Consider the following 24,805-nt stretch of genomic DNA (forward strand, 5'->3'; position numbering starts at 1 on the left):
TTCATTACCTCGTTCCTATAAATTATGTGATGCTTTCAATCTCAATAAAGATCATCGAGGAATATCGACTTGTCTCGGTACACTTTCTCGGTCTCCGGTGAGAAGAACCCTCCCCGGTCCCTGATGGAGTCGATTATCTTCACGCTGTTGAACGTCATACCGTATCGTTCCTCGAGCCCTCTTTCGAACACGTGGACGTCTGTGCCCTCGCTTTCATGGAGGTGTGCAAGATAGAAATGTCCAAGCATCCTCTTTTCTCTGGAGAAATAGAAGATGTCCCCACCACCTGACGGGATGAAGTTCACGTCCGGATGAAGACGGATCAGCCTCTCGTAGAAGACATTCTCCATCCCCAGGTCGACCAACTCTGAATCGAGGACTTCTTGGAGCATGGGGAATGTGAAATATTCCGTGTCGAGATGTCTTGCAGTCTCGACAATGCCCTCGATTTCAGCCCGGATCATCGATTTTGAGAACCCGCCCTTCTCCAGTCGCCCGATGTTCATGTAGTGGTCGTCGTCTGCCCTGAAGATCTCTAATTCTGTCTCTAGGTCCTTCAATACCTTGAAGTAACTCTGCGTCTTGGCAGCAGGAATGTCCTGTATTCGATACAGGTCTTTGGATTTGATGACGTCCCGGAAATATGCCTCCCCGCTCCCATACTCAGACTTGACGATGAACCCCCCGCTGATCGTGTAGCCGACGCGAGACAGGACCCATTTGTTCAAGAACCTGTCGTAAAGGTCTGGGACGTCCTTATGGAGGTCGAGCAGTTGATCGAACGTGTAGATGTCCTCGGCGAGGATTGTCCTCAACCACTCCGTCTCCTCGTCCGTGATGGTCGGGAAGCTTGCTATCAATATGTTATCAGGCGATAAATGTTCTAACATGGTGGTCTGGACCAGGCTACGCATCGAAGGGATATGAAGTCCAAATCTACGGGACAGCATGTCTAGAAATTCCTCGAGCGGTATCGGGGCATGCTCACGGATTAGATGACGCACCCACGTGAGTTTATCGCTAACACCTATGGCGAGTTCTGGCATCCTTCCCATCGTGACATGAGGATGTGAGATTCTGGTTTTGATGATGTTATGAAGCTCTGAAGGGTCTTGGCAGTTCAACTCTTCCATCAGTTCGGGGTCGAGTTGAAAGATGTAGCGCGTGTTGTATACACCGGGTTCTAGTTGAAGCAAGCGTAGAAGACGTTCGACCCTCTCACCTGTGAAGACCTTAGGGTCATGGAATCTCAGCCCGTGGCCATACGAGTTGATGACAAACTCTGACCTTTCGCCCACCCCTTTTAACGTCATCTCATCGGTCAGAAGAGAAGTGGCTAATTCTGAAGGGATATGCTCTGCTATAAATTGTTCGTAGTGCCTTTTGACCTCCCCGATGTGTAAAGGGGTCGTTGACGCATGAATACGGAGCACATGTTCAAAGATGTTCTTCTTATTGACCGGTACCAGCTCGCCATCATATAAGAACAACGAGAAGTGTCGTTCGAACCTACTCTGCTGCTCTGGTTCCAAATTGTCGTAAATTTCCGAAATATGTCTTTCTCCACGCTTCAGTTTGGCTGATAGCAATCTATATACTCCACGATGCATGTCGAAGATTTCGACGAAAGCATCTTCGGAAAGGCTGAATTGGGTAAAGAGTTTAAGGTGGGCATTGGTCTCATCAATGTGAGTGAGTGGAACGAGTCCCACTGCCGTGTTCAATCGAGTGGATATGCGTTGTCTGGAAATCCCGCGTTGTTCCGATATCTCATTCACACTCTTGAGACCCTGGAATCTCATACGCATAAATTCTTTCTCAGGCAATCCGTCCCAAACCAAAAATTCTTCGAACGTCCTCCTTATCTTTTTTACAACATGCTCGTCATGTGCAAGCAACCCCTTTTGTTCTGACGCCTGAAGGACCAATCGGACATACCGCTCATCTCTCCCGAATTTTTCTCTAAGTTCCTCCACCGTGAACGTGTCATCCAATTCGTCATACCACTTCTGCAAGAACTTCCTTTCAAGGAGCGTGAACTGTCTTTTGCCGATAGGGGCATGCCTGCCAACGGGCGGATTCACTGGTGTCTGGTAAGACTCAGGCAGAACTGATTCCGATGAACATGAACCCATCGCTTCTTCAAACGCCAGGTAGGAAGTCATCAATTTTTCGTATGTATTCAGCCGATTCCTTCCCCCTGTTCTCTCTTTGAACGTCTCGTAGTCGACTCTTTTAAATGAGTGATAGTCGAAGCCTTTGACTTTCAAAAGTCTCGGTAGCGACTCATTCACGCCCATCCCCATAAAGATAAGATGATAGAAGGTCCTTTCGGCACTCATCCGTATAAATTGCTCGGGCCCGTATATGCCCAAAAGGGCGGTGAGCGTTTTGTAAACCGGCTCCCTGAACCGTTCTATGGTAGCAGCTTCACCTGAAATGAAATCTTGAACAGTCAAATGTTGGCGAGTCAATTGGATGACAGAATTGAACGACAAGGAATATCCCTCTCGTTCTGCGACATCAATCATTCCAAGAAAACTATGTTGCAGGTCTTCTAGACGAATATCCTGATATCTTCCCCCTCCAAATCCCGGCTTCCTTTCATCCATCTTCTTATCCCCCGATTCTCATATTAGTTCACTGACGTCCAATCGAAGACAAGTATTCCTGTAGGGCTCGACGAATGATTTCATCCTCGGATACAGCTTCCTCTCGGGCCTTCTGCTGAAGGTTTTGATAGAGCAAGGCATCGTCATCGTTGAATGTAATCCGGATGTTCCGCTTAGGGGTGCTGGAGGTCTCGATAACTCGCCCTTCTTTCCGTTCTAGCAGCATCTTTTTCACCTCACGTAATTCCTCACGCGTCATCTCATATACGCTCTTCTCCCCATTTTTCGTAGGGTAGGTTTTTCCGTCCAAGAGCGCAGGTCTCGGGTCCTCCGGCCAAGACAAGAGTTCGGCGAGCTTCGTCGCGCTGAAGTCCTGTTCGATCGTCTTTTCTAGGATGTTCGGCCCGAACGTGTTCCAGAATGACACGAAACGGCTCACCTGCGGGTGTGACATCCCGATACGATTCAAGAAGTCCTTCCATGTCCCTTGCACCCTCTGAAAATCCTGCTTCGTCTCAGGGTCCCTGAACAGGGCGTTCGCATGTGCGAGTATTCGACATTTCTCGACAAAACTTGTCGCTTGGATGGCATCGATGTGATTGTAATACTGCACGATCCCGTCCATGTCCTCTGGGAGTTTCTTTGTGATGATCCGTGACAATCCCGTCGCCGGAAGTGCTTGATAGGGATTTGACACGGTCGTGGTCGCTGAGAACTCCTTCACGGCCTCGACCTGTTCGGTTCGCGTGTCGGCCGGTTGTTGGTTCTGCTTGACCGGAAGGCTGGCGCTGAACGTCGAAATTTTCGGGGCATGTTTCTTTCGGTTGCGTGTCATAACGAGAGTACCTCCTGGGCAAGTTGTAGATAGGCATCGGTCGCAGGGCTCTTATGGTCGATGACGGGGCGAGACTCGCGCTGTAGCGTCTGGACCTTTACCGCATAGGGAATCGTCGTCAAGACCGGGATGCCGACTTCTTTTCCGAGTTCTTCGAGTTCTTCCACTGTCGTGACGTCTCCTTTCGAGCGAGCGCTAACCATCGTCGGTATGAATGCCGCGATATGGATGTCTTCCCGGAAGCGTTTCATCTCTTCCAGCTCCTCTGGCGCCGAGTAGACCGCGTCCATCGAGAACTTTTGCATCTGGACGGGCATGACGATACGGTCCTGAGCGACGAGTGCGCAGCGGGCGTATGGGTTAAGGGCCGAGGTCGACCCTGGGCAATCAATCAAGCAGATGTCGAACAGTTCGTCAATCTTGGCGAGCTCTTCACTGAGACGATACTCATATCCGATTTGACTCGTCAGGTCACTTGGTGAGGCCGAGCGTCTCGTCGGGACAAGATAAATCGTCCCGGTCTCATACTCGCACGTCACGATGACCTGTTCGATTGGTGTATAAAAAGGGTCGTTCTCCTCGAGAAGACAATCGAGGAGCACCTTGCCCTCATAGTCGTTCGTCAGGCCGAGCCCGTTCGTCGAAGAAGCTTGATCGTCCGCGTCGATGACCAGGACACGTAATCCGTCACGGGCATACGCGTGGGCCAGGTTGATGGTCGTCGTCGACTTTCCGACCCCGCCCTTTCGATTGTACAGTGCGATTTTCTTCATGATTCGTCTCCTCGTTTCTCGTCTGTGACTTGGATGATGTTGTCGCTCACTGTCCGTTGGATGATCTCTGCCAGTAATTCGCTCACGCTTCGATTCTGTGCATGCGCATATTGTTGGAACTGATCTGACAGGTCGGTCGGGATTCGAGCGGAAAGAATGGACGATGGTTTCTTCGCTTTTTGGAACGGACTGACTTTGACCTGAGGCGTCTGGTCACGATTTTTACGTGCCTCTCGGATTTGTTTGACCGTCAACTCGTCGATGTTACGCGACTCCCCATCGATATAAAGTCCTTGCTCGATGACCTCCTCCACGTTGTCGAGATACATCAGTTCGAACAGTTTGGAGGCAGGTACACTCGAAAGTGTGCCTTCCAGTGGGTGTAGCGTCTCGTAGGCTTTGACATATCGTGAGGCGAGAGAGCTGGACATCGACACGGCTTCGAGGAATCCGAGCCATTCCTTCTTGTCATGCATCTCAGAGCGTGCGATGACGAGTCGCTTCCCTATCTCGAACACTGAAATCGTTTGTACTTTTGAAAGCTCATTGATCTCGTTCACGAGGTCCTCGACCTCTTTGGATACCGGAAGTTTTTGAACGAGGGCACTGATATTTGTCAAACCACTCTGATATGGATGCTGCTCGCTCGGTTTGATTTTATGGATGTTTCGATTCCGTGCCTTCATGACGTCTCACCCGCCTTTTCGACGATTTGTTTGGCCAATCGACGGAACGGGTCAGCGAGCACCTTGGATTCTTTTGAGCGGTACTGGATGACGCTCTTCCCGCTATCGGCCGCCTTCTCGATGAACGTCGACCGTTTGATGGTCGGGAGGATCTCTAGCGTCTCTTGTCTCGCAATGTCCTCCATCGCTTCGTAATACTCTCTGTCAGCCTTAAAAGAGGCGTCCATGGCGACAGGAAGGATGCCTGTGATGACGAGGTCCGGATTATAAAATTTCTTCACTTTTTGCACCGTTCGGACGGTACTCGCAAGTTGATCGAAGACGAGCTTCTTCGGCATGAACGGGATGATGGTCATGTCTGACGTCGACAGGACGACTTTCGAGAGTTCGTTGATCGATGGGACCGAATCCAAGATGATCCAATCGAACTCGTCTTCTAACGGGCTTATCATGTCCTTCAATAGAAAGAGCTTGTCTTGTTCCGATATCAAGTTGATCAATCGTGCATTACGTTCGTTCGAAGGGAGAAGACTGACGTTATGCGTCTCATCGTCAAAAAGGACTTCTTTGATGTCGAGGTTGCGTGTATGTACATCAAACATCGTCATGTACTTGATTGTGTCAGATTCTTTCAACATCAGTTTGCTGAGGGAACCTTGTGGGTCCAAGTCGATAATCAGTACCCGTTTTCCCAGCTCACCCAATGCGTAGGCCATGTTCAAAGAACAGGTGGTCTTTCCCGACCCACCCTTTGATATGTAGAACGTAAGTATGTTCATCTTCTCTCCCCTTTCTCTCTCATATCATGTCATAATCTTTTTTTCAATACAACGAAAAAACCGAATGTCCTATATAAAATTATAAAATACATGTATACAAATGTGTTTTAACAAAGTATACAATAAGTTTCATATATATATCTGTATACATTTCGACGTCGAAATGTGTCCGATTAGACGATGGTCATGTGGAGCCTCCACAAGTGTATCGCTTCGGACGGGGCTCATATCAAGGAGAGACATACAAGTTATATCTATACGTCGCTGGATACTTTCACAGAAGAAGACTAAAACCATATTCTTCTGGATTGAAATAATTGAAACAGAATTATAGAGAGTTTAAAAAGGATTAATAGAATTGGAAGAACCAGAAGTCCCCTGGACCCAGTCTTCCCAGGTGTTCAGCAGATTATATCGTCTAGAGAATCTTCAGGAGAGGCCATTCTTTTTTCAGAAGGACTTTATTTATTTCTGTTAAGATTTGTGATCATGACGATAAGATATAAAATCCTTCTTCGTATAATTGATTAATCAGATGAAACATTTGATTTTTTTCCTCAATGGCCGAGCGAAGTGCCGAATCGATGCCCTGACGATCGAGATAAATCTTAAAGCGTGAAATCAAGCGTTTCGCATGATACATATTGGTCGTTTTCAAGAGTTTTTTCAAAAAAGTGCATGTCAAAGAGGCCATCATGCGACAGCCATTTTTTCCTGTATGGTTTTCAGCCGTTGATGAAGATAGAAGATCGGTTCCTCAAAGAACAGCTTGTGCGAGCTCGAGTGGACCAGATCCTCCCGATGGTGGAGGAACGCTTGCTTCAACTCTTCGACCACCTGTTCGAACGATGTTGCTCCGAACGTATCACTCATCGAGAAGAGCGAGTCTCGGCCTATTTTGAGCGCGTCAAAGTCGAAGAACTCCCCGACCCGCTTACGAAGCTCGAACCAAAGGAGCTGGACCGCAGAACGCTCCTGCTCTTTGATCTCCTTGCTGTCGTGCGTCTCCGATAGCTGGACTTCAAGCAAGAGCGGACGTGTCACATATTGGACACGCTTTTTGAGCGATACGCTCTGCTGGACCATGTTCAAGAAGGTCTTGCTGTCCTCGACGAGCGACACGCGTAGGAACTTGAGACCGGACATCATCTTTTGAATGGCGAGCTTGTGGCCGCAGTATTTAGGAAGGAAACCTTTGATCTCATCGTACGTCAACACGGCCTGCTCGTTTGACTGGACGTGAATATCCTTCTCGACCTGGACGAGCGTCCGCAATGCGAGGCGCAACGTATTGACGTTGTCGAGCGCGATTAGCTCTGACAAGAGGCCATGCCAGATAGACGTGTACCCGGTCTTTGAGACGACAGAGGTGCCGTCGAGGAAGAGGTCACGATAATTCTCGCGGTATTCCGTCAACTCGATAGAGATCACCCCAGGGAAATGACGGACGACCGTCATGAGGCCGCACTGTTCGAACATCTTCAGGTTGTTATGTAGGGAACGGGCCGAGGTGCGCGCCGACTCCGCCATCGCAACATCTTCCGCGAAATCGATTTTTCCTTGGTCATCGGCATAGGCGAGGATGGTGAGCATGTGCCGGATCCGCGACTTCGTCCATTTCAAGGATGTGAAGCAGACAGGGATGTTATAATGATGCTGCTCATAACGATAGTGATCTTGTCGTTTAGTCCAACGTGTCAGTCCGCTCATCGCGACTAGAAGTTTATTCGCGATCAAAACATGGCGATTCTTACCGATCATCTCTCCTACACCTCCCCTATCCTAAAATATGCTAGTTTTAGTATCTTGTTCTTTCCAATTGGTGTCAAAGTGCGGTTTCAGTACGACGACTTGCGACCAAATTTAAATAAACATTGGTGTTGAGCCATTTTTAGAGAGGAAAAGAGTGTCGTTTCAGTACGACGGTTTGCGACCAAATTGACACGAACGGCCTGATGAAGCGATTTCAGGCTATATTCGGCTAAAATTTTCCTCACGAAAACATAAATTATGTCGTTTCAGTACGACGGTTTGCGACCAAATTGACTTAAGTGTCGTCTCGGTACGATGTTCGGCGACCAAAATCGAACAAAATGCGGTTTCGGTACGACGATTCGCGACCAAATTTCAGAAACGGGTACTTAATTTTTTTTTGAAATTCTATCGATTTGCCCATATATGTCGTTCTGGTACGACGATTCGCGACCAAAACAAAGAAAGTGTCGTTCTGGTACGATGGTTTGCGACCAAATTGAAGAGGATGTCGTTTCAGTACGACGATTTGCGACCAAATTCTATAGAAGTGTGGTTTCGGTACGATCAATTGCGACCAAATTCATCTCAAATGTGTCTCATTATGGATTGTACGGATTTCTTTAGAACAAACGCGACATTGTAAGGCCGTTCACCCCCAAATCTCCCAGGATGTCATCTTGGTGCGATAGACGATGCTGGTCCATGGCTGTCCTATGACTTTCCCAGGGCATGGAATGTTCCACATGGAACATATTCGGGCGCCATATCAATAAAAAGAAGCCCCTTTTGCAAAGGGCTTCCTAGAATGTACGTCTCTGTCAAAGCATCAAGGTGTCATTGTGGTTCAACATCTCCCACGACTCGAGCGGATAGAACGTGAAGAAATAATAATCACCGGAGCGGTGCCAGTCCTTCAAGATGAACTCGTGCTCCTTGATGCGGTCGAGGTTCGCCTCGAGCTCCATCAGGTTCTCTGACTTACGTGACTTGTTGAAGCGGATCGAATAGGTGAACTGGCGCCAATGTCGCCGGACCGGGTTCTCCTCCCCCGACTGGATGGAGGCCATACGTTCTTTTTGTAGGACGAATGCTAAATGATAGGCGAAGCTCCCTGTCAACTGTTCGATCTGTTCCCCGTATATGCTGACAATCTGCTGTTTGAGCAGGTCATCATAGACCTCCTCGGTGACCGTGACGACCACTTGGCTGTCGGCCAGTGTCGTGGCGTTCCTGATGGTGACGGATGAGAAAAGCCCGCGGATGAAGAAGTCCCCTTCATCGTTATGCCCGGCGACCCGATAATAGCCGAGCTTCATCAACCGCTTCGTCGTCAAATCATAACTCTTCCCGCTTTTGTTGGCATACAGCTTCTCCACCAGCCGGACCAACGGGAAGATGATTTTCCGGCTCGTCTGGAACGAGATGTCGCGGTAAGAGAGGATCTCGGTGAAGGCCTCGAAATCCTTCGAATCGAGGTCAGGGACCTTGCCGTTCAACTCTTGGATGAACTCCTTGCTGACTAGGACGGAAAGGTTATGCGGGACGCCCTCCTTGTATTTGGGGACGACGGACTCATAATTCAACAGGTCGAGGTTGAGCTGCGAGGCATCGTTCAACCTCTCGTCGAGGTGGTCCGTCTTGTTCTTGATTCGATCCGACATGCCGAAGAACGGGATGTCGACGGCCAGCGTCGGTGAGTGGTGCGCGACCCGTTGCGTCAGGTCGATTTCTTTGGCCACCTCCCCTAGGACCATCAGCACGTCGGTCTTCAACGTGGACTTCTTTTGATTGAGGGTCTTCTGCGACCAGTAGGGATATGTGTGGAGCAATCGGTTCGGGTCCTCGGCCCATTCCTGGATCTTTGTGATGCAGAGCTGCATATAGTCCTCGACAGACTTCACGTGAAACTCTCTATAGAGGCCTTCGGGGCCAGCCACCTTCAAATAGGCCGAAATCATGTCATGTTGTGCCCGCAGCTCCTTGTTATATCCACGCCCCTCTTGATAGTTACGGATCGCCGTCTTGACCCAGCGACGCTTCAACTTCATGAAGGAATAATAACGGATCTTTTTATAGGCGTTCTCGATGTTCTCAAGGGCGTATTGTTCCTGATAGAGCGAAGCCACGAAGCCGTTTATGTCGTAAATCGCCGCCTCGTGGAGGATGTCCTCCATGCCGTGCTGTTTGATTGAATTGACCGCTTGCGAAATGATGAGTTGCTGGGAGCGGCTGTTGGAGTTCGATTGGTTCTCCATGCTGATCACCTCTTCTCCACTAAATATAGCACACGTCCCCAAAGGGGGGCTTTAAATTTGATATCACAATATTATTTCAAATACCGTAATTAAAAGTGTGCGCCGGCGCACACTTTTTTCTAATATGATGAGAGGTGAAATTGAATTATAATCCTAGTGTAGGGTTTTGTTAGAATACTCCCTAAAAATGGCTTATAAGTAGGCCGTGACTCAATAAATGTAAGGAATGAGGGAAGTTATGAGCGTACATCTTAAGGCGTTTGACACATATATTGGGAAAGGGGCCAAGATGCTGTCGTGGGATGTCGGTCTCAACCCTGATCTCAACGAGAGCAAGGCGAAGACCTCCAATATAACGAAACGGCTCATCGATCGTCATAGCGATGCGATAGAGATGTTGGAAGGAGATGTCGACGGACGACTGTTAGTGAAGTCTGTCAATCTCAACAAGAAGGGCACTTCCAAACAGAACACTGTCCTCGAGGAAATCGATTTTCTCGAGTGGGTCGAGACGGACTGGGAAAACAGTGCAATCATGCGATGTCTCGGCGGTTCGACCTTCCTATTCATGGTCTTTGGTGAGAACAAGGGGGGAGATGTGTTCTTTCTCGGTCCCGTTCTTTGGAAACTGCCTCAAAAAGAGGTGGAGGGTTTGAAATCTTATTGGCATACGGTGACAAAGATACTGAGAGAAGGGGTCCGGATGTGGGAGGCCTCTCACGGGAAGAAAATGATCACGAAGAACAATCTTCCGGGCCAGGCGGCGCATAAGATGATACATATCCGGCCGAAAGCGAACAATAAGAACGATGTCACCCTCCTCCCTGACGGACAGACGATCACGAAGCAAGGCCTCTGGCTGAACGCGAAATACGTGAGTGGGATCGTCAACCCGCTCTTCGAGGCCAGACGGGATGAAATAAATGTCCTACGAGACATGGAGTCAATCGACGATGGAATAGAGGGAGCCACGATAGACTCCCTTAAAAGGATGCTTAAGGAGGAGGCCTATACCCCGGAGACGTTCGTGGCAGCCTGTCGAGAGGTCATCCCGGGATTCGGCATCGAATCCATCAGCAAGCGCCTTGTAGAGCGTGTAGGGTATCGGATATCCTCACCATACATCTTGGCCAGGAAGCACCTGGACAGCAGGTCTTATATCGAGCAAGTCATTTTGGGCGTCGATTATTTCAAGATGGAGGATACACCGGTACTCTCCCATCCCTATGCGTCCAGGATGATGGCAAAGATGAGGGACGGTTGGAGAATCATTGAAATCGAGCCCGGCCTTTTCATCACAGAACGGGCACTCGTCCGTGCGGGCATAACCACCAAACTATTGGAATCTTTTCGGGAGTTGGTCTTTAACGAGATGGAAGTAGGTCGCTTCTATACGATCGAGCGGCTCACAGAACTTCTCGACTATGACCCGCTCGGGGAATACGGGTTCGATGAGAAGGTGTATGAGGGGGTATTGAGAAGGCCAGGTAAAATCTCTCATGTGAAGGTCGGTGATACCTATCTCTTCATCAGAGGGGTGAGCCGAGACCTTCCCCAAGCATTGATGAACAGTTTGATGGGGGTGTCTCCACATGCACGGCTGACGGATATGTGCGACGAGTTGTCTGACCTTCATGGCAGACCCTTCGACCGTGAAGGTCTCGTCATCTTGGCGAACCGAACATCATTTTATCTGGCGCCAGACATGGATATGGTATTCGTGACCAAGGATGCCTATCTGTCTTACCTTTATAAGGTGTGATTCGGAATAAGCCCCGGTTAGAAAGTGTGCGCCGGCGCACACTTTCTAACCGGGGCTGCTTGATGAACAACTTGTCAAGCAGATACATATAGACCGTTGCGCCCGAAACAAGACCATGGCCATTTCCAGATGGACACAAGGTCATGGTACGGCAACGAGCAAGCTTGATCTGAATCCGATGTATGTTAAACAGATGAAAATATAGGACTAGAATGATTCGATAATGAGCCCCGTTGGCAGGGAATCTGGGACAAAGAGAGAACTGTTTCAATACTGCATCTAAAGAATATGAAACATCGAAGTAAAAGGAGGGTCATGATGGAAGCGAGCAAAATGTTCGTCAATCTCATCGAGTTGTCTCCAACAGATAGAGGGTACGCCCTCGACGCCGTGGGCTACATCGTGGAAGAAGGAACCGGCGGACGACACCTGGATAAGATACACAAGAAGAATTTCCGGATGACGACGGTCGAGTATGTGAATGGGTTGAAAAATAACCTGGTCAATTCCGGACAATGGACTTTAGTCTACGAGGCCATCTCAGAATGGTACGGGTCCTTCCAAAGAGACTTTCAAAACTTGGACATCAACCAATTGAGAAGTAGGTGGAAAGAAAGGCCCATACATACCTGGGCACACTTTCTTTTGAACGGGGAGCTCCATCTGTTGAGGGAACTAGATCATTCGGAGATGGTTTTGATTGAAAAAGAGACCTGGGAAAGGACGCAGAAACTTTCTTTGAAGAACTCGAGCCTGACAACGACCATGGATGATGTTCAGGACAAAGGGACAGAACATGACGGTTTAAAAGAAAAACTCATAAAACTATATCGAATCGATGAAGAGACAAGGGTCAAGGTTTCCCTCTTCGACAAGAGAGTAGCGTTCTTTCTACAGACGCCATACGACGAAGCCTCCGTCAACGAATATAAGAATAGATACAACCTCCACAGCATCACCCAATACTCGTCGATAGATTTATCCACTTTCAGCACCCAACACGACCTTTTCGTGTTCATGGGGACGAGGGCCACCCATGCTGCCTTCTATAAGCTCACTAGCAAGATTCCTAGGGAACGGTTGTTGCAAGTGAGCGGCCAGAACATAGATATCGTATTCAAAGAAATCACACAACAGTTAAAGGGGAAGATGGATGATGCAGCAAATCAATGAAAAGTCAGTATTATTGACCCGGTTTACCCAGGATGTGGAAGATATGTCCCATCGTCTCGAGGGGAAAGAACGAAAGAAATTCCTGTACAAAAAAATCGACCTTGGACAGATGCAAGACAACGAGATTGTTGACGACCTTCTCACATTAAGATATATAGCGAGCAATCGGATGGATGAGTTCGAGAACCTCTTGAAAGAGAAACTTGATGCTTATGAATCAGCATTGGTAAGAGCCATTGAGGAATCATTCACAGAAAGAATCACGTACAATGAGGAATTGCTTGAGACGGTAACAGAGGAGCTGGTCCCTTACTATCACGGACGGTTCCAAATCAACCTGTCCAGAGAAATCAGTTTCTTGCCGCTCGAACTGCGTCTTCTCCTATATACGAAGCTACTTGCCATCGAACCTTATAAAATAATCCGTTATAATTTGCTTGATCGAATCTCTTTGACGTTGTATAAGTCAGGAAACCCGAAGCTTGGAGAGTATGCTACTTTTCTGAAGACAATGCTTGGAGTTGAATTGGCGCCACTCATATTCAAGACAGAGAAACGATTCGAAGAACTGTTCTGGGCCGACATCGGGGCCAACGAGAAAATCGAGACCGTGAAAGAAGAAATTTTAGATGAGGCGAACCTTTACCAAAAAACCATCGAACGAGAGTTTTGGTATGGATTCAAAGGCATGAGTGATTTGAAAAATATAAACGATGTTCACGCAGCCAAGCTATGTTTGAAAGCTTTCACACTATACTTCGAGAAGGTCGTTGAATTATCGAATCAGATGGAAGAAGTGTTTTTGAAGTATTATGACACTAGAAATCGAAAACCGGTGGAGCGCATGTTGAACGAGGAAGGGCTCGAGAGCCTCACAATCAAGCCACGCTATACCATTGCCATAATCGGGCAGAAAGGACAGAGGGAGATGACGGTTGAGGAGAAAGACGAATACGAGGAGGGCATGAGGAGACGCGCAAAAACATGGGCTGGTATCGGCCGAGAGACCTTACTGATGAACAAAGGGAAGACAAGGGCCAAAGATGAAGTGTACCAGGCTCCCGAGGTGTTAGATCAATCCTCTGCGCGTCTTCATCTCACCAATTTGGTCCAACTGATAAGTAATCGTTCCTATACATTGAATCAGTTTGACCGGTATATGTTCGGGTTGGTGATTTCCTCGTTGAAGTCGAAAGACTGGGACAAAAAACGCTTGAATCTCTTTTTAGGTACTTTAACTTACGTCCAATCCATGCTTTGGAACAGAAATGACAGAGATCCGGTAGCTTTACTCAAAATCACAATGGATCTGATTGAGCAGGACAGATTACTAGAATCACATGGAGTAGGTTGGCCAATCGGTCTTGTAGTGAATGAGATGGGAAGAGCGTCTAAGAAAGACTATATCGTCGTATTTGAGAAAATCCAACGGAATGATATTTTCGCAGGGATTGTTTTCGTCTCTTCTCGAGAGCCCCTTCGAAAAGGTGGGAAGAAACAGTCAGAAATCGAGAGTCATATAGACCAATTGTTATATTCACTTGTGATAGATTGGAAGAGAATAGAGAAGAAAATGGGGGCGACCAAAAAAGATTCCTCGCTTCTACGGGACGGCTTGAAAGAACTATCGAAAGAAAAGGAAAAAATGTTTGTAGTCAACCAAGTCGAAAAATAATTACAGTCCTAAAAAAATAACCGGCAGTCCTTTTGTCTTCAATTGAAGGTAATGGGATTGCCGGCTTTGTCATTAGAGCGAAAAAATTCGGTTTAGGTAAGTAAGTCGTTCTGAGCCAAGAATTTTAGAGTTTTATCAGAAGCGAAGACAAGGGGTGAATCTGAACCGTGCATCTGCTGGACCATCTCTCGCATAGCATTAGCGAATAGTTTTTGCTCCTTTGACTCAGCATTGATAAAGATATTTGAGATAAGTGCGACACTTATCAAGGGTGGAGATAAAACTTCATTGTGCACATATTTCGTATAAAAATCTCTAGCCTCACCTGTCATATATTTACGTTTCTTTATCATCGTTAGCATGTTAATAGACCTAAAAATATTCTCAAGGTTCGTGTGAAGGTCTTCGAAGACAGCAGGCACATGAATTTTTTTCAGATGAATGGTTGCCAAATCAAAATCTTCGTTCGCTAGATAAAGTTCGACAAAGAGTGCATCGAGCGCCGTGTTCTCAGGGTTTAGTTCTCCAGCCTTCTCGAGACGTGATTTGATAGAATTGTACACTCTAGATTTTCGATGACCTGTAGATATCCATTTAAGCAGGAACATTGTCAAATCGATACGGGCTATACTGACAAGAGATCCAGATTTTAATTTAGACGATGGACTCTCCTGTACTATGGCATTGAAGTATTCTTTAGACAGCTTAGGATTCTCACCTTGCAAGGAAATAGCTTCTAAATAGAACTTTTCTGTGGCTTCGTAATTCGAAAAATCAATCATGTTTCCAATGTTTTTACCCATTAGTTTTTCATCTCCTTAAATATAGACAAATGAATGAACTAGAGTCGTTCAAACATTTTGAAAAGAATACAATCACATTATAATTCCATCTAAAGTAAAAATGTACAATTATAAAATAATATAAAGAAATTAATGGAATATAGGCTGTTCAATAAAACTTTTTTATTAAAATAATAGTTTGTATTAAAAAGGTATGAGTTAAGGATTTAATAATATATGCCTAAGAAGATAGCCGTTACATTGATCAGAGAAAATGCTGTTTAATTTAAAAGGGAATGCGAGAAATTAAAGGTATAATTTTACTTAACTAAATCTTAGGAGTGATATTGTTGAAAATATTCAAGAAAATAACTTTGGTGATGTTGTGTTTGGGGCTGTTTAGCACTGTTGAGCCAAATGTATTAAGTCCTTTGGATTCAAATTCTGTGGTAGAGGCAAGTGTTCTGAACAACGCGACCTACGTTAAAGTCAGTACAAAGGTTTATACTTCACGTTCATCTAAGTCCAAATCAGTTATGGTGATTCCACAAGGTAAATCCGTGGAACGATTAGCAGTTCATAAGAGTTGGGCTCAAATACGATATAATGGAAAAAGTGGATGGGTCGCATCTCGTAATCTTGTTGAAATTACTAAGACTGAAGTTCTAGATACAAAAAAAGCTACAAAAATGTATTCCTCGCGTTCGACAAAAGCAAAGGTGGTCACTAACATCCCGGCTGATGCATCGGTTACGCGCTTAGCAGTCAATAAGAGCTGGACCCAAGTCCGTTATAATGGAAAAATCGGATGGGTAGCTAGCTCCCAGTTGAAAATACGCTATACCAAAGAAACTTTTGCACCACGTACATACCGGATGAAGGAAGATACTACGCTTAAAGCTAGATATGTCTCTAGTAGTGAAGAGCTTGTCAGCATTCCTAAAGGTACAATCATCACGTCTTCTGAACGTTATAATACATGGTACAAAGTTTCATTCGAAGGAAAGACTGGATGGGTGATAGGGAAGCATATCACCTCTTATAAAGAAACGAATAAGGATATCGCTTTAAAAGTGTTTGGGAATGAGTTTGAGATAAGTGGTGACGGTCACGACATTTACGTGGAAAAAGACGAATTTTATGCTTATTTTAGTAAGAACCGTTTGAATATTCGCGGAGAAAATATTGACGAGTTTCGTTTAGCTGCACTTTATATTGATAAGCTTAACGGGTGTGATTTGGACATTATGACCGACTATATGTGGAATGCACGTCCTGGAGGCAAGTACGCTACTGGTATTATGCATTATAATTATGAAATTTCATTTAGTCCACGTGGCGGAGTGGTAGTAGCTTGGTGATAGTTTCGGTATGATAAAAGCAAGTTTGATTCTTAATGAATATGATTGCATTTTTTAAAAGATTTAAAATGGAATACGATTAGCGTACTGCTAAAAGGTTTAAACAGAGGAATGTCGTTCCAAACGCGGATGGCGCTCCTCTGTTTAATTTCATGTAATTTATTTAGTAAGCCTGCAGGTGATCATTAAATTTAAAATTGGACTATTAAGGTAAATGGAAGACTGTAACGATTCATTTGACGGTATGAAGAGAAACAAATTGACGAATTGCTATACCATGGAAATCAACCTTGCAGCGGAGCGGCTAGGGTTGATTCGTTTTTTCATCGGGACCTTCTTGACGACACATCTTCACGGAAGTCAATGGTGATTCTGAATATACAAAGTATACCATTCTCTTTCTTTATCATATTAAAGAAGTATACAAAATCATTCAAATGGCAAGTCGGAGTTCGATATGTTGGAAGTCCGGTTAAGAGTTTGTAAATAGCCATTTGTCGTGTTTATCGATTCGTGGCCCACCAACTGCATGACCCCGATCAACGGGCTGCCATTGGCCAAGAGTTTGGTGATATAGGCGCGACGGAACCAATGAGGTGGTGTCTTTTCCTCGGTCTCCACATGCTCGACCGCGTTGTGTGTCATCAAACGGAGCGCCTCGTACGTCATCGCTTTATCTAGCTTTTTCGTACTGAAAGCGATAAAGGGAGAGGTGACCTCCTCGATCATCATGAGCGTCTGTAAGCGGTTGATGAGATAGCTCGCCTTCTCGGTGAGCGGGATCCGGCGCCACTTGTCGCGCTTCCCTTTCACCTCGAGGTAGAAGGTGTGCTGATTCCGTTTCATGTCGGTGAATCTGACCGATAACAGCTCGGCTGCCCGCATCCCCGTCGTCAGCAGCAGATAGCCGATTGTCTCGTTCCGGAGCTCCATGAGCTCCTTTTTCTGTGCCCTTTTGACGGTATGGCGGAACGACTCGGCGATCCGCTCGACCTCGTCGAAGTCGACCTCGCGACGGAGCGGCTCGGGACGCTTCTGGTTCTTCACGTGGAAGGCCAGGTTGTGTAGATGGTAATGGTTGACATGTAGGTAGGTCAGGAGTCTCTTCAGCATGTTGTTCTTCCGCTTGGCGCTCCTTGGCGCGTACCGCGCGTTCACCTCGAACAGATAGCGATGTACGTCGAGCACGGTCAGACGCTTCAGGCCGTCGGTATTCGTCATCACGAAACCGAGCACGAATTCGAGGTCCTGCTTGTAGGCGCGGCGCGTGTGGGGGCTCTTCTCCGCATAGATCGGGAACAGCTCCGTCGCCCAGAACAGCTCGATGATTTCCAGGTCGTTTAACGTCTCGAGATTGATGTGGTCACCTTTCAACGCCTCGGCCAGTTTCGGGTTCGCCCCGGTCAACTCTCTCAAAGCCAGTTCGAATTCCTGACGTTTCTTCTCGATTTTCATGCTTCTCCCTCTTTTCGATTCGAATTCACCGTTATACTCATCATTCGCTATTCATAAAGGTGTGATTGAACGTATTACATACGTAATTAAATATTAAATACAATATAAATAGATTTAATATCGTTTGTAATAAATGTATTACATTTTATTGTATAGATAATTATTAAAATCCATTAACTTGTGATAACCCCATATTATCACAAGTTAATTTGAATGCCTAAAAATGAAATTATTTTGACCGGCCGTGTTCCTGAAGGATTGCCTGGTGAAATAATGTAGAAGACCCCCTGAATCCGTTAAACCCGGTTCAGGGGGTCTTTTCATGAAGATTTTGCGGCCTGGGACCTGTTATAGGCCATCCGCATAGGTGCGAACAGACCTATAGCTGTCAACATGAAGTAAGCGGCAGCGATTCCCTGATAGTGGTCAAGCGCAGCTTGTTCATAATAATAGCTGTCGAGCCCATACCCGAATTTGACGAAACAGATAAAGGACAGCAGTACAGGAATTGCCCACAGTCTGCTCTTGGTGATAACAACGGCAATCGCGAACGTCAACATAAGCGCAAACATGATATAGAAGGGCAGGAATTGCCTCACTCCCTCGGACTCATAACCTAGGATTCCCCTGTCATATGATTCCAACAGGAACGTCGCGTGTCCCCATATCCAAAGGCTGAGGATGACGAACAAAGCCCACATCACATATCTCGTTTTTTGAATCACCGACTTGTGGGTGAGGATATCCCCCGGTATCTCATCCTCGCTAAAAATCTTTTGTCCGCATTTCGGACAAAAATTAAAACCCTCTTCGAGCATGAGGTCACATTTCGTACAATTAGTCTGCAACATAAGTTTCCACCTTTTAATGATAATGTTGGTATGAATGTATTCAATGTCACCTGCGGTTCGGGTTGATGGCCTCCAGGCCGTGCTGCACATAGGGTTGGACCAGTTGCGAGTCATAGTTGTGTGCCTCGCCGTTGATGGACTTCCTATACTCCACAATCTGCGGTTTAAGTGCCACAGGGATGTGCCGGGCATCACCCAGGTCAAGGACCGCATGACCCAGATGGTGCAGGAGGTTCATCTTGATGTTCTCATCATTTGCATTCTCGAGGGCGGACAGATAATGACGGATGGCCTCATCACGGCGCCCCGACAGATAACTGATTTTTCCCATGGCGTTGTGCGCCTCGCAGGCGTCGTCCGGATGCTGAACGAGCTTCAGGATGTCCAGGTAGTAGGAATAGGCCTTCTGGTAGTTACCTGCCCTCTTGTGGTTCACCCCTAGGAACAACTTTATATTGAAGAGCTCGTTAAGTATGTGTTTCGGGCTGTGGGCATCGATTTTTTTTAATGCTTCCTCGAGAGACTTGATGGCCTCAAATTTTTCCTTGTTCTGATGAGCAGTGTATCCCAGTCTGATCAGTTCCTCGACACTTTTCCCGTTGTCCTTATTGGAAGAGAACATATCAAATAAGCTCATTTTTCCACCTCACATCTCTAGATTTTTTTGTTTGGTCTCATTTCATCGTGCGATTTTATGAGTGCGTATCCAAGAGTGTCTCTGTCGGAGGGTCATCGATACCTCTTCCCAACAGTCGATAGATATGCTGCTCCTATCACGGACGATGGCCGTGATAAAGCCTTCAAAAGTCTTAGACTCCCAGTTCTGATTGAACACCTGTTCGATCCCGAATATCACAAATTCTTGGATTGAGTCATCATAATCCGCCAACAGAACCGCCCCTATTAAGCTCAAGGCGCCGTTCATGCCGAGGGCCGCCTCATGGTTATGCTTTTGGGACAATGACTCATATAGCCCATCTATTTCGATTGCCAACTGGACGGGACCATAGCCGCTGACAACATTCATGAATCGAAGGTCCGAGTCCGGCGACAAAGTAGACGCCAATTGGGTGCTCTCGTTGGACAGCCTGTCTCTGAACGCTACCATGGCATCTGACAGAGATAGATTATCCACGAGGCCATTGAGTCTTCTCATGAAGGTCGTGAGGGCAAGCTCTTTGGAGTCGATCTCGATATCTGGAGAATCTATGATGAGGTCGAAGTAAAGTCTCAGTGTACCAGCAGAGAATTTTAGATCGTTTCGATAGTCGTCGTGAAAGGAGACTTCCTCATATTCCTCGTAAAATCCTGAATAAGATGTCGTCCTCTCTTCGGACGGATCCACCTCCCCTTCGCCTGCGGCAATCCAGTACAATGCTTCTTCCATGTCCTCCATGGACCAGTCATCGTCCTCCCTGCTCACTGACGCGCCCCGATCTACACTGGATCGATATACTCTTTTCCGTCCCTCTATCTTTTCAATCCAGGACAAAAGGTCTTCGATGATAACAAGAATGTATCTCCCGTTATGAGAGGCTGACATTTGCTTTGACAAATCTTGAGCCAGGCTGCTCCTCAACAGGCCAATATATCTGCTTACCAAAAGTTCCTCCTCCCAATCCTCCAGATTGGGATACGAGGTCAATGACGTCTTTTCGTGGTTGAACAAGAACAGGAAGCTCTCAGCTATTATCCTATTCGCTATGAATGGGGAGACGTAGGTCATGGCCTGCTCATAAATTTTAAGTATGATTTCCGTTTCTTTGAGATATGTGAAATTACAAATATCGGCGATGCACTCGGATAAAAATCGTTGGGTATCCTCTTGACTTCGATAAGCGATATCGTATTCCTCTATCAGACAAAGGACTTCATTTTTGAGGGAAAATGAATTTTCTGGGTCCGGTTCGAAATCTTCGTCAAAGTCTTCTTCAAAATCATCATCATAGAAATCTTCTTCATCTTCGTACACTATTCAAAGACCTCATTCCACAATTTTATTCAATGATTATATGTTAGCATCTCACCCAATTAAATTATATAAAATCCCAAAAAATATTTAATTATCAAATATGCTGTTATAATATTTACATGTTTAATAAAGATTTACATATTGGTGTCAAACGCTTCTTCCCTCCTCCAGATGGAGGTCCACTTTAAAACAAAAGAGGAGTGAAATCTCTCAAATGTTTATCGCGTACGCGTTCGAATATGGCATGAAAGAAGAGAACGTCTTCCGGGATCGGCCGAATCTTCAGCTCGGTTTCGAAAGATATGAGGTTCTCGCCGGAAGGTCAAGCACCCTGTTCGTTAAAGATTCCGAATCGAAACGTCATCACAAAGTCTATGTCATGATGAGTCTGAGGAATTTGGTAAACATTGTGAGGAAAGACATGAAATACGGGTCACGCAGAAGAAAGATGACGATGATAAAGAACATGCGCCTCCTAAAATCATGAACGATGCTGCGTACATCCTATCTGCACCCAAAAGGTTCAAATAACATATCGAGCAAGGAGGAGAATCGATGTCTGAAAGACTGATCATCGACATCACGTCTCAAGGTGAGACGGTTGCAAATGCCTATTACAGAGGGGGCGGGTTTCCGAGTGTGGCGATACGACTTGCCCAAACAATCTTAAGAAACCTCGACAACATCGAGGGCAACCTTCTCGGTTCCATCTATCATGCACTCTATGAGACAGGCGCAAGGCCGGGGCCTACGGAAGTCGAGTACCTTAAGACGTTTGGGATAGTCGCCCATGTAGGAGTCGAAAATGATGAGATGGCGTTTTCCAAGGAAGGGATTCGGCGACTGGGACAGGCGGAAGAATATTATGTGAGTATTTCGTCAGAGGACGGTACAGCAGATTTGAGCATGATTCTGCTGCGGGGACTGGATGAAACGTCTGACTCCCGACGATATATGGACATGCATCGCGATGGCATGCCTACCACCGAATGGGAAATGGACCTGAAGAGGCTGGATGAAGGCGATTTGGCGGAAATATTTAGGGTCGGTGACGAGGCGTCGAAGTCGGACACACTCTTCATGATCAAGGGACAACGTCATGTGATTGACCCTGTCCTTTGGTGGGTCGCGGACCGAGAGTGGAACTCATAAAGCACTGAGAGAGGAGGTAGTTTATGAGCGATGCCAGACTGATGTTGTTGCCCATCCAACATGAGCTCGATGCGATAAAGGGACCATTTGAGAGCCATGTCCTCCAACTGTTCCATGCTGACGAGTCGGAGTTGCAACGCCATTCCCTCGAACCGGGGGCAGATGACAGGGGCCGGGCAGCTGCGGAATATTATCTCATTTCGGGAACCCGTGGGAGTGGGGACATGCATCCAACGGGACCTATCTCGACTCGACTCGAGACAACACCCACATCACCATTGGAGTTTGAGCAGGAGGTCGGACAGGAGGTGCGCTCGGGTATCCTCGCCTGGGAACAGGGCATGTTCGAACTCTCCCTCGCGTTCTTTGACTCGGCGTTAAAGTCATGGCAGGAGAATGGGCCGGACGATGGCAAGACACTATACTACGCACTCATCAATAAGGCGAGTCTTTTGATTTCGCTATACAAACATTTCAACCAGAGTGTACCGTATGAGATGATCCTCAAGGAAATGCATGACTATCAGATACGTCTCGAAGGTCCGCTCCGGACGGAGTATCGCTATTTTTTGCTCGAGCACATGTCCAGGTTATATCTGGATTCCGGCCAAGACTACGCCTCTTATGTCGCTTTAAAGAGAGAGGCCATGGCCCTCATCGAGCAGAGGCGTGTGCAAGACGAGCACTATCCGATGGAACGGTATTTGGACCATAAAATGAATCTACATCTCGATCTAGGGATGGCGCTGATAGGACGTTCAGGTGAAAAGCAGAGCGGTTCTTCTCATCTGGCCGAAGTGTTGACGAGTCGCTTGAGTGAGACTTCACAGAGGACCATGACCCGCGAGTATGACCTGTTTCGTAAAGGACAGGCCAATCTCTGGCTGGGGAACAGGATGGCAGCTGAAGATGAGTTCGATCGATTGCTGAAAGTCTCGATGAACCATATGTGGGGGGACTTGGTCCAAAATGAGCTTGAAAAAGCTAGAAGCAGGGGCCACTAAAAAAATCAATCAAAAAAGCAAGGAGCTGTATGAGCATGACGAGAAAACGACATTTCAGAAAAATCGCTTTGATGGTACCGGTGCTATTGATGGCCGGTTGCTCGAACGATGGGGATGACCAGGCGTTCAAGACACTTGAGACAGAACACGAAGCCTTGAAAGAGGAGTTGGGCGAGGCAAAGAAACGATTGTCGGACTCGGAAACCCTACTCAAGAATAAAGATGAGGAAATCGACCGACTAGGTAAGGAGATAGAGAAGCTGGAGACAGCCGGTTCCACCGTCACCGAGATTCCGGAAGACGCACCTATCGATTCCGAGATACCTTTGCCAGGGAATCCCGAGCTGCCATCACCGGTAGCGGCAACGCATGAACCTACTGCTGCTCAGCGGGAGCAGATGTCAGATCTCGAGCCGTTCGATGCATTGATCACCTCCGACGAAAACCTTCCTGTCTATGACTCGTTCACCGACCAGGATAACTCTATCACGGAGCTTACGCCAGGGTATTCAGTCATGGTCCATGCGACCTCAGACGATGGCATGTGGTACTATGTCACAACGACCACCTATGACGGGGATCCGATTTCTGGTTTCGTCTTCGCGGTTTTCGTCCGAGATTTAAGCTCATTATGATTACAGCACCGAGTCATCGCATATGAAAAGTCGAGCGCCCAGTGGGCGCTCGACTTTTCATATGCGATCAGTACCCTAGTGACCGAAAGGTCTCTTTAAAGTATGCATAGAGAACTTTTGGGCTGATTCGATACCTCGGATGATAGAAATCGACGAAGGTCGTATTTAGGCAATGGCCGACTCTCGTACCAGAAGAAGTGACCACGGGGGTGAATCCAAGGATTTCTTGAACGATTGTGAATGTCCCCCCGCAGACGACCACGTCTGGGTTCATGATTTTAATCTCCTCAGTCCATAGGTTCTTCGTATCCAAGGCGTGCCTTCGAATCTCATCGATTTCGCTCCCCCCTGTCCCACCGGTCTTTTTAAGATTGGTGATGGAGATGCCGCTCAATCCTTCTCTGACATGTTTCTCTTTTGAGTGGAGGAGTTGTTGGTAGCATGGGAGCCCGTTCATGAGTCCGAAGCTCCAAAGCCCTATGATTTCGAAAGTGAGATGGTACCTTGTGTCCTCGGGCTGACGATGGATGAAATCGACAAGTGACCAGTCTTCTGATTGGTCCCGGTCATTCACTTCTTTGAGTAGGAACAAGAGTTTGACGTCGGTTGAACTGTATCGCCCCTCGTCGATGACGCCACCTCCCACGAAATGGCCGGGATGATTTTGTCGCCAAGTTACGTATAAGTCGTTTAATCGTTGATTGATTGACATGGATGTGTCTCCTAGTCTCTTTGGGGTGTAAATGATGTGGAATTCTTACCCATCATTGAACATCTGCCATGAGAAGCTTATTTAATTGTTGCAGCTTGAATCGGGATGTCCAAATCAGATATGACGGCTTGATTACGATGCTCATCGACTCTTCGATGAGCTTTCGGTGCACGGAAGGTAGGGATGACAACTCGAAGTGATAATAAGAGAGGTCGCCCTGGTGTTGACGTTGTTTGAAAAATTGAGACCGGTCATCCTTACGAGAATAAATCTTGTCGATATGGCGAATCATTCTTCTCTGGATGCTGCTACCGCTCTCTCCTATGTATAGCACCTCCGTGTCTTTCATCAATACATAGATACCTTTTGTCTTATCAGGAACATGGATGCGTATTTTTCGTTTTGCTTCATCATATTTCTCCCTTGTTGAGTCAGAGCATAGACAGAAGTCGATCTTTTTCCAATGACCTTCCTGTATGGGTAATAATTTTAACTCGATTAGACTTGCCCTGATTTCATCCTCCATGACAGCCATCCCCCTCTTGAATCAACTATTCAACTCGAAGTCCGATGAAT

The 24,805-nt window shown here is 46.7% G+C and carries 21 protein-coding genes; 7 read left to right on the top strand and 14 right to left on the bottom strand.

Annotated features, from left to right (window positions below; all coding sequences use genetic code 11):
• Positions 1 to 41: 41 nt before the first annotated feature.
• The 7 genes from KNP82_RS13400 to KNP82_RS13430 all read right to left on the bottom strand — a co-directional run bounded on the left by KNP82_RS13400 (position 42) and on the right by KNP82_RS13430 (position 9,695).
• Positions 42 to 2,612 (bottom strand): hypothetical protein, encoded by a 2,571-nt coding sequence (locus KNP82_RS13400; RefSeq protein WP_214828385.1) that lies wholly within the window; start codon positions 2,610 to 2,612, stop codon positions 42 to 44.
• A 28-nt stretch (positions 2,613 to 2,640) separates the two neighbouring features.
• Complete coding sequence (locus KNP82_RS13405; RefSeq protein ID WP_214828388.1) at positions 2,641 to 3,447, bottom strand: hypothetical protein; 807 nt, start codon at positions 3,445 to 3,447, stop codon at positions 2,641 to 2,643.
• Positions 3,444 to 4,220, bottom strand: coding sequence for a ParA family protein (locus KNP82_RS13410; protein ID WP_214762913.1), 777 nt, complete (start codon positions 4,218 to 4,220; stop codon positions 3,444 to 3,446). The genes KNP82_RS13405 and KNP82_RS13410 overlap by 4 nt, the downstream gene beginning before the upstream one ends.
• Positions 4,217 to 4,906 (bottom strand): DUF3102 domain-containing protein, encoded by a 690-nt coding sequence (locus KNP82_RS13415; RefSeq protein WP_214828391.1) that lies wholly within the window; start codon positions 4,904 to 4,906, stop codon positions 4,217 to 4,219. Before KNP82_RS13415 ends, KNP82_RS13410 begins: the two co-directional genes overlap by 4 nt.
• A complete protein-coding gene (locus KNP82_RS13420; RefSeq protein ID WP_214828394.1) occupies positions 4,903 to 5,685 on the bottom strand; it encodes a ParA family protein in 783 nt (260 codons plus the stop codon). Before KNP82_RS13420 ends, KNP82_RS13415 begins: the two co-directional genes overlap by 4 nt.
• Positions 5,686 to 6,378: 693 nt before the next feature.
• On the bottom strand, positions 6,379 to 7,446 hold the full coding sequence (locus KNP82_RS13425; RefSeq protein ID WP_214828397.1) for a hypothetical protein: 1,068 nt from the start codon (positions 7,444 to 7,446) through the stop codon (positions 6,379 to 6,381).
• An 812-nt stretch (positions 7,447 to 8,258) separates the two neighbouring features.
• Positions 8,259 to 9,695, bottom strand: a complete 1,437-nt coding sequence (locus tag KNP82_RS13430; protein WP_214828400.1) for a hypothetical protein — start codon at positions 9,693 to 9,695, stop codon at positions 8,259 to 8,261.
• A 238-nt stretch (positions 9,696 to 9,933) separates the two neighbouring features.
• Here KNP82_RS13430 and KNP82_RS13435 point away from each other — a divergent pair, with 238 nt between their 5' ends.
• The 3 genes from KNP82_RS13435 to KNP82_RS13445 all read left to right on the top strand — a co-directional run bounded on the left by KNP82_RS13435 (position 9,934) and on the right by KNP82_RS13445 (position 14,305).
• On the top strand, positions 9,934 to 11,457 hold the full coding sequence (locus KNP82_RS13435; protein WP_214828401.1) for a PDDEXK family nuclease: 1,524 nt from the start codon (positions 9,934 to 9,936) through the stop codon (positions 11,455 to 11,457).
• 318 nt (positions 11,458 to 11,775) lie between these two features.
• Positions 11,776 to 12,630, top strand: coding sequence for a hypothetical protein (locus KNP82_RS13440; protein WP_214828403.1), 855 nt, complete (start codon positions 11,776 to 11,778; stop codon positions 12,628 to 12,630).
• Positions 12,611 to 14,305 (top strand): hypothetical protein, encoded by a 1,695-nt coding sequence (locus KNP82_RS13445; protein ID WP_214828405.1) that lies wholly within the window; start codon positions 12,611 to 12,613, stop codon positions 14,303 to 14,305. Before KNP82_RS13440 ends, KNP82_RS13445 begins: the two co-directional genes overlap by 20 nt.
• Before the next feature lie 92 nt (positions 14,306 to 14,397).
• Here the strand turns inward: KNP82_RS13445 and KNP82_RS13450 are convergent, their stop codons facing one another.
• Positions 14,398 to 15,108 carry a hypothetical protein gene (locus tag KNP82_RS13450; protein ID WP_214828408.1) on the bottom strand — a complete coding sequence of 237 codons (711 nt, stop codon included), beginning with the start codon at positions 15,106 to 15,108 and terminating at the stop codon, positions 14,398 to 14,400.
• A gap of 329 nt (positions 15,109 to 15,437) precedes the next feature.
• On the opposite strand from KNP82_RS13450, the gene KNP82_RS13455 reads away from it, so the two are divergent.
• Positions 15,438 to 16,448 (top strand): SH3 domain-containing protein, encoded by a 1,011-nt coding sequence (locus KNP82_RS13455; protein WP_214828410.1) that lies wholly within the window; start codon positions 15,438 to 15,440, stop codon positions 16,446 to 16,448.
• Positions 16,449 to 16,877: 429 nt separating this feature from the next.
• Here KNP82_RS13455 and KNP82_RS13460 read toward each other — a convergent pair whose 3' ends face one another.
• From KNP82_RS13460 to KNP82_RS13475, 4 genes are all read right to left on the bottom strand, one after another.
• Entirely contained in the window at positions 16,878 to 17,903 is a 1,026-nt protein-coding gene (locus tag KNP82_RS13460) for a tyrosine-type recombinase/integrase (RefSeq protein ID WP_214828413.1), read from the bottom strand.
• 320 nt (positions 17,904 to 18,223) lie between these two features.
• Positions 18,224 to 18,754: a zinc ribbon domain-containing protein gene (locus tag KNP82_RS13465; protein WP_214828415.1), complete on the bottom strand. Its 531-nt coding sequence runs from the start codon at positions 18,752 to 18,754 to the stop codon at positions 18,224 to 18,226.
• A gap of 46 nt (positions 18,755 to 18,800) precedes the next feature.
• A complete protein-coding gene (locus KNP82_RS13470) occupies positions 18,801 to 19,391 on the bottom strand; it encodes a tetratricopeptide repeat protein (RefSeq protein WP_214828417.1) in 591 nt (196 codons plus the stop codon).
• A 42-nt stretch (positions 19,392 to 19,433) separates the two neighbouring features.
• Positions 19,434 to 20,726 (bottom strand): hypothetical protein, encoded by a 1,293-nt coding sequence (locus KNP82_RS13475; protein ID WP_214828419.1) that lies wholly within the window; start codon positions 20,724 to 20,726, stop codon positions 19,434 to 19,436.
• A 555-nt stretch (positions 20,727 to 21,281) separates the two neighbouring features.
• On the opposite strand from KNP82_RS13475, the gene KNP82_RS13480 reads away from it, so the two are divergent.
• Genes KNP82_RS13480 through KNP82_RS13490 form a run of 3 tightly spaced genes read left to right on the top strand, consistent with a single transcriptional unit; the run spans position 21,282 to position 23,517 of the window.
• Entirely contained in the window at positions 21,282 to 21,878 is a 597-nt protein-coding gene (locus tag KNP82_RS13480; protein WP_214828421.1) for a hypothetical protein, read from the top strand.
• A gap of 23 nt (positions 21,879 to 21,901) precedes the next feature.
• On the top strand, positions 21,902 to 22,882 hold the full coding sequence (locus KNP82_RS13485) for a hypothetical protein (protein WP_214828423.1): 981 nt from the start codon (positions 21,902 to 21,904) through the stop codon (positions 22,880 to 22,882).
• Between the two features lie 35 nt (positions 22,883 to 22,917).
• Positions 22,918 to 23,517 carry a hypothetical protein gene (locus tag KNP82_RS13490; protein WP_214828425.1) on the top strand — a complete coding sequence of 200 codons (600 nt, stop codon included), beginning with the start codon at positions 22,918 to 22,920 and terminating at the stop codon, positions 23,515 to 23,517.
• Between the two features lie 67 nt (positions 23,518 to 23,584).
• On the opposite strand, the gene KNP82_RS13495 is transcribed toward KNP82_RS13490, so the two are convergent.
• Positions 23,585 to 24,229: a hypothetical protein gene (locus tag KNP82_RS13495; protein ID WP_214828427.1), complete on the bottom strand. Its 645-nt coding sequence runs from the start codon at positions 24,227 to 24,229 to the stop codon at positions 23,585 to 23,587.
• Between the two features lie 52 nt (positions 24,230 to 24,281).
• Positions 24,282 to 24,755 (bottom strand): hypothetical protein, encoded by a 474-nt coding sequence (locus KNP82_RS13500; RefSeq protein WP_214828430.1) that lies wholly within the window; start codon positions 24,753 to 24,755, stop codon positions 24,282 to 24,284.
• Positions 24,756 to 24,805 lie beyond the last annotated feature (50 nt).

It is taken from the genome of Exiguobacterium sp. s26, assembly GCF_018618235.1.
GTDB classification, from domain to species: domain Bacteria; phylum Bacillota; class Bacilli; order Exiguobacteriales; family Exiguobacteriaceae; genus Exiguobacterium; species Exiguobacterium chiriqhucha.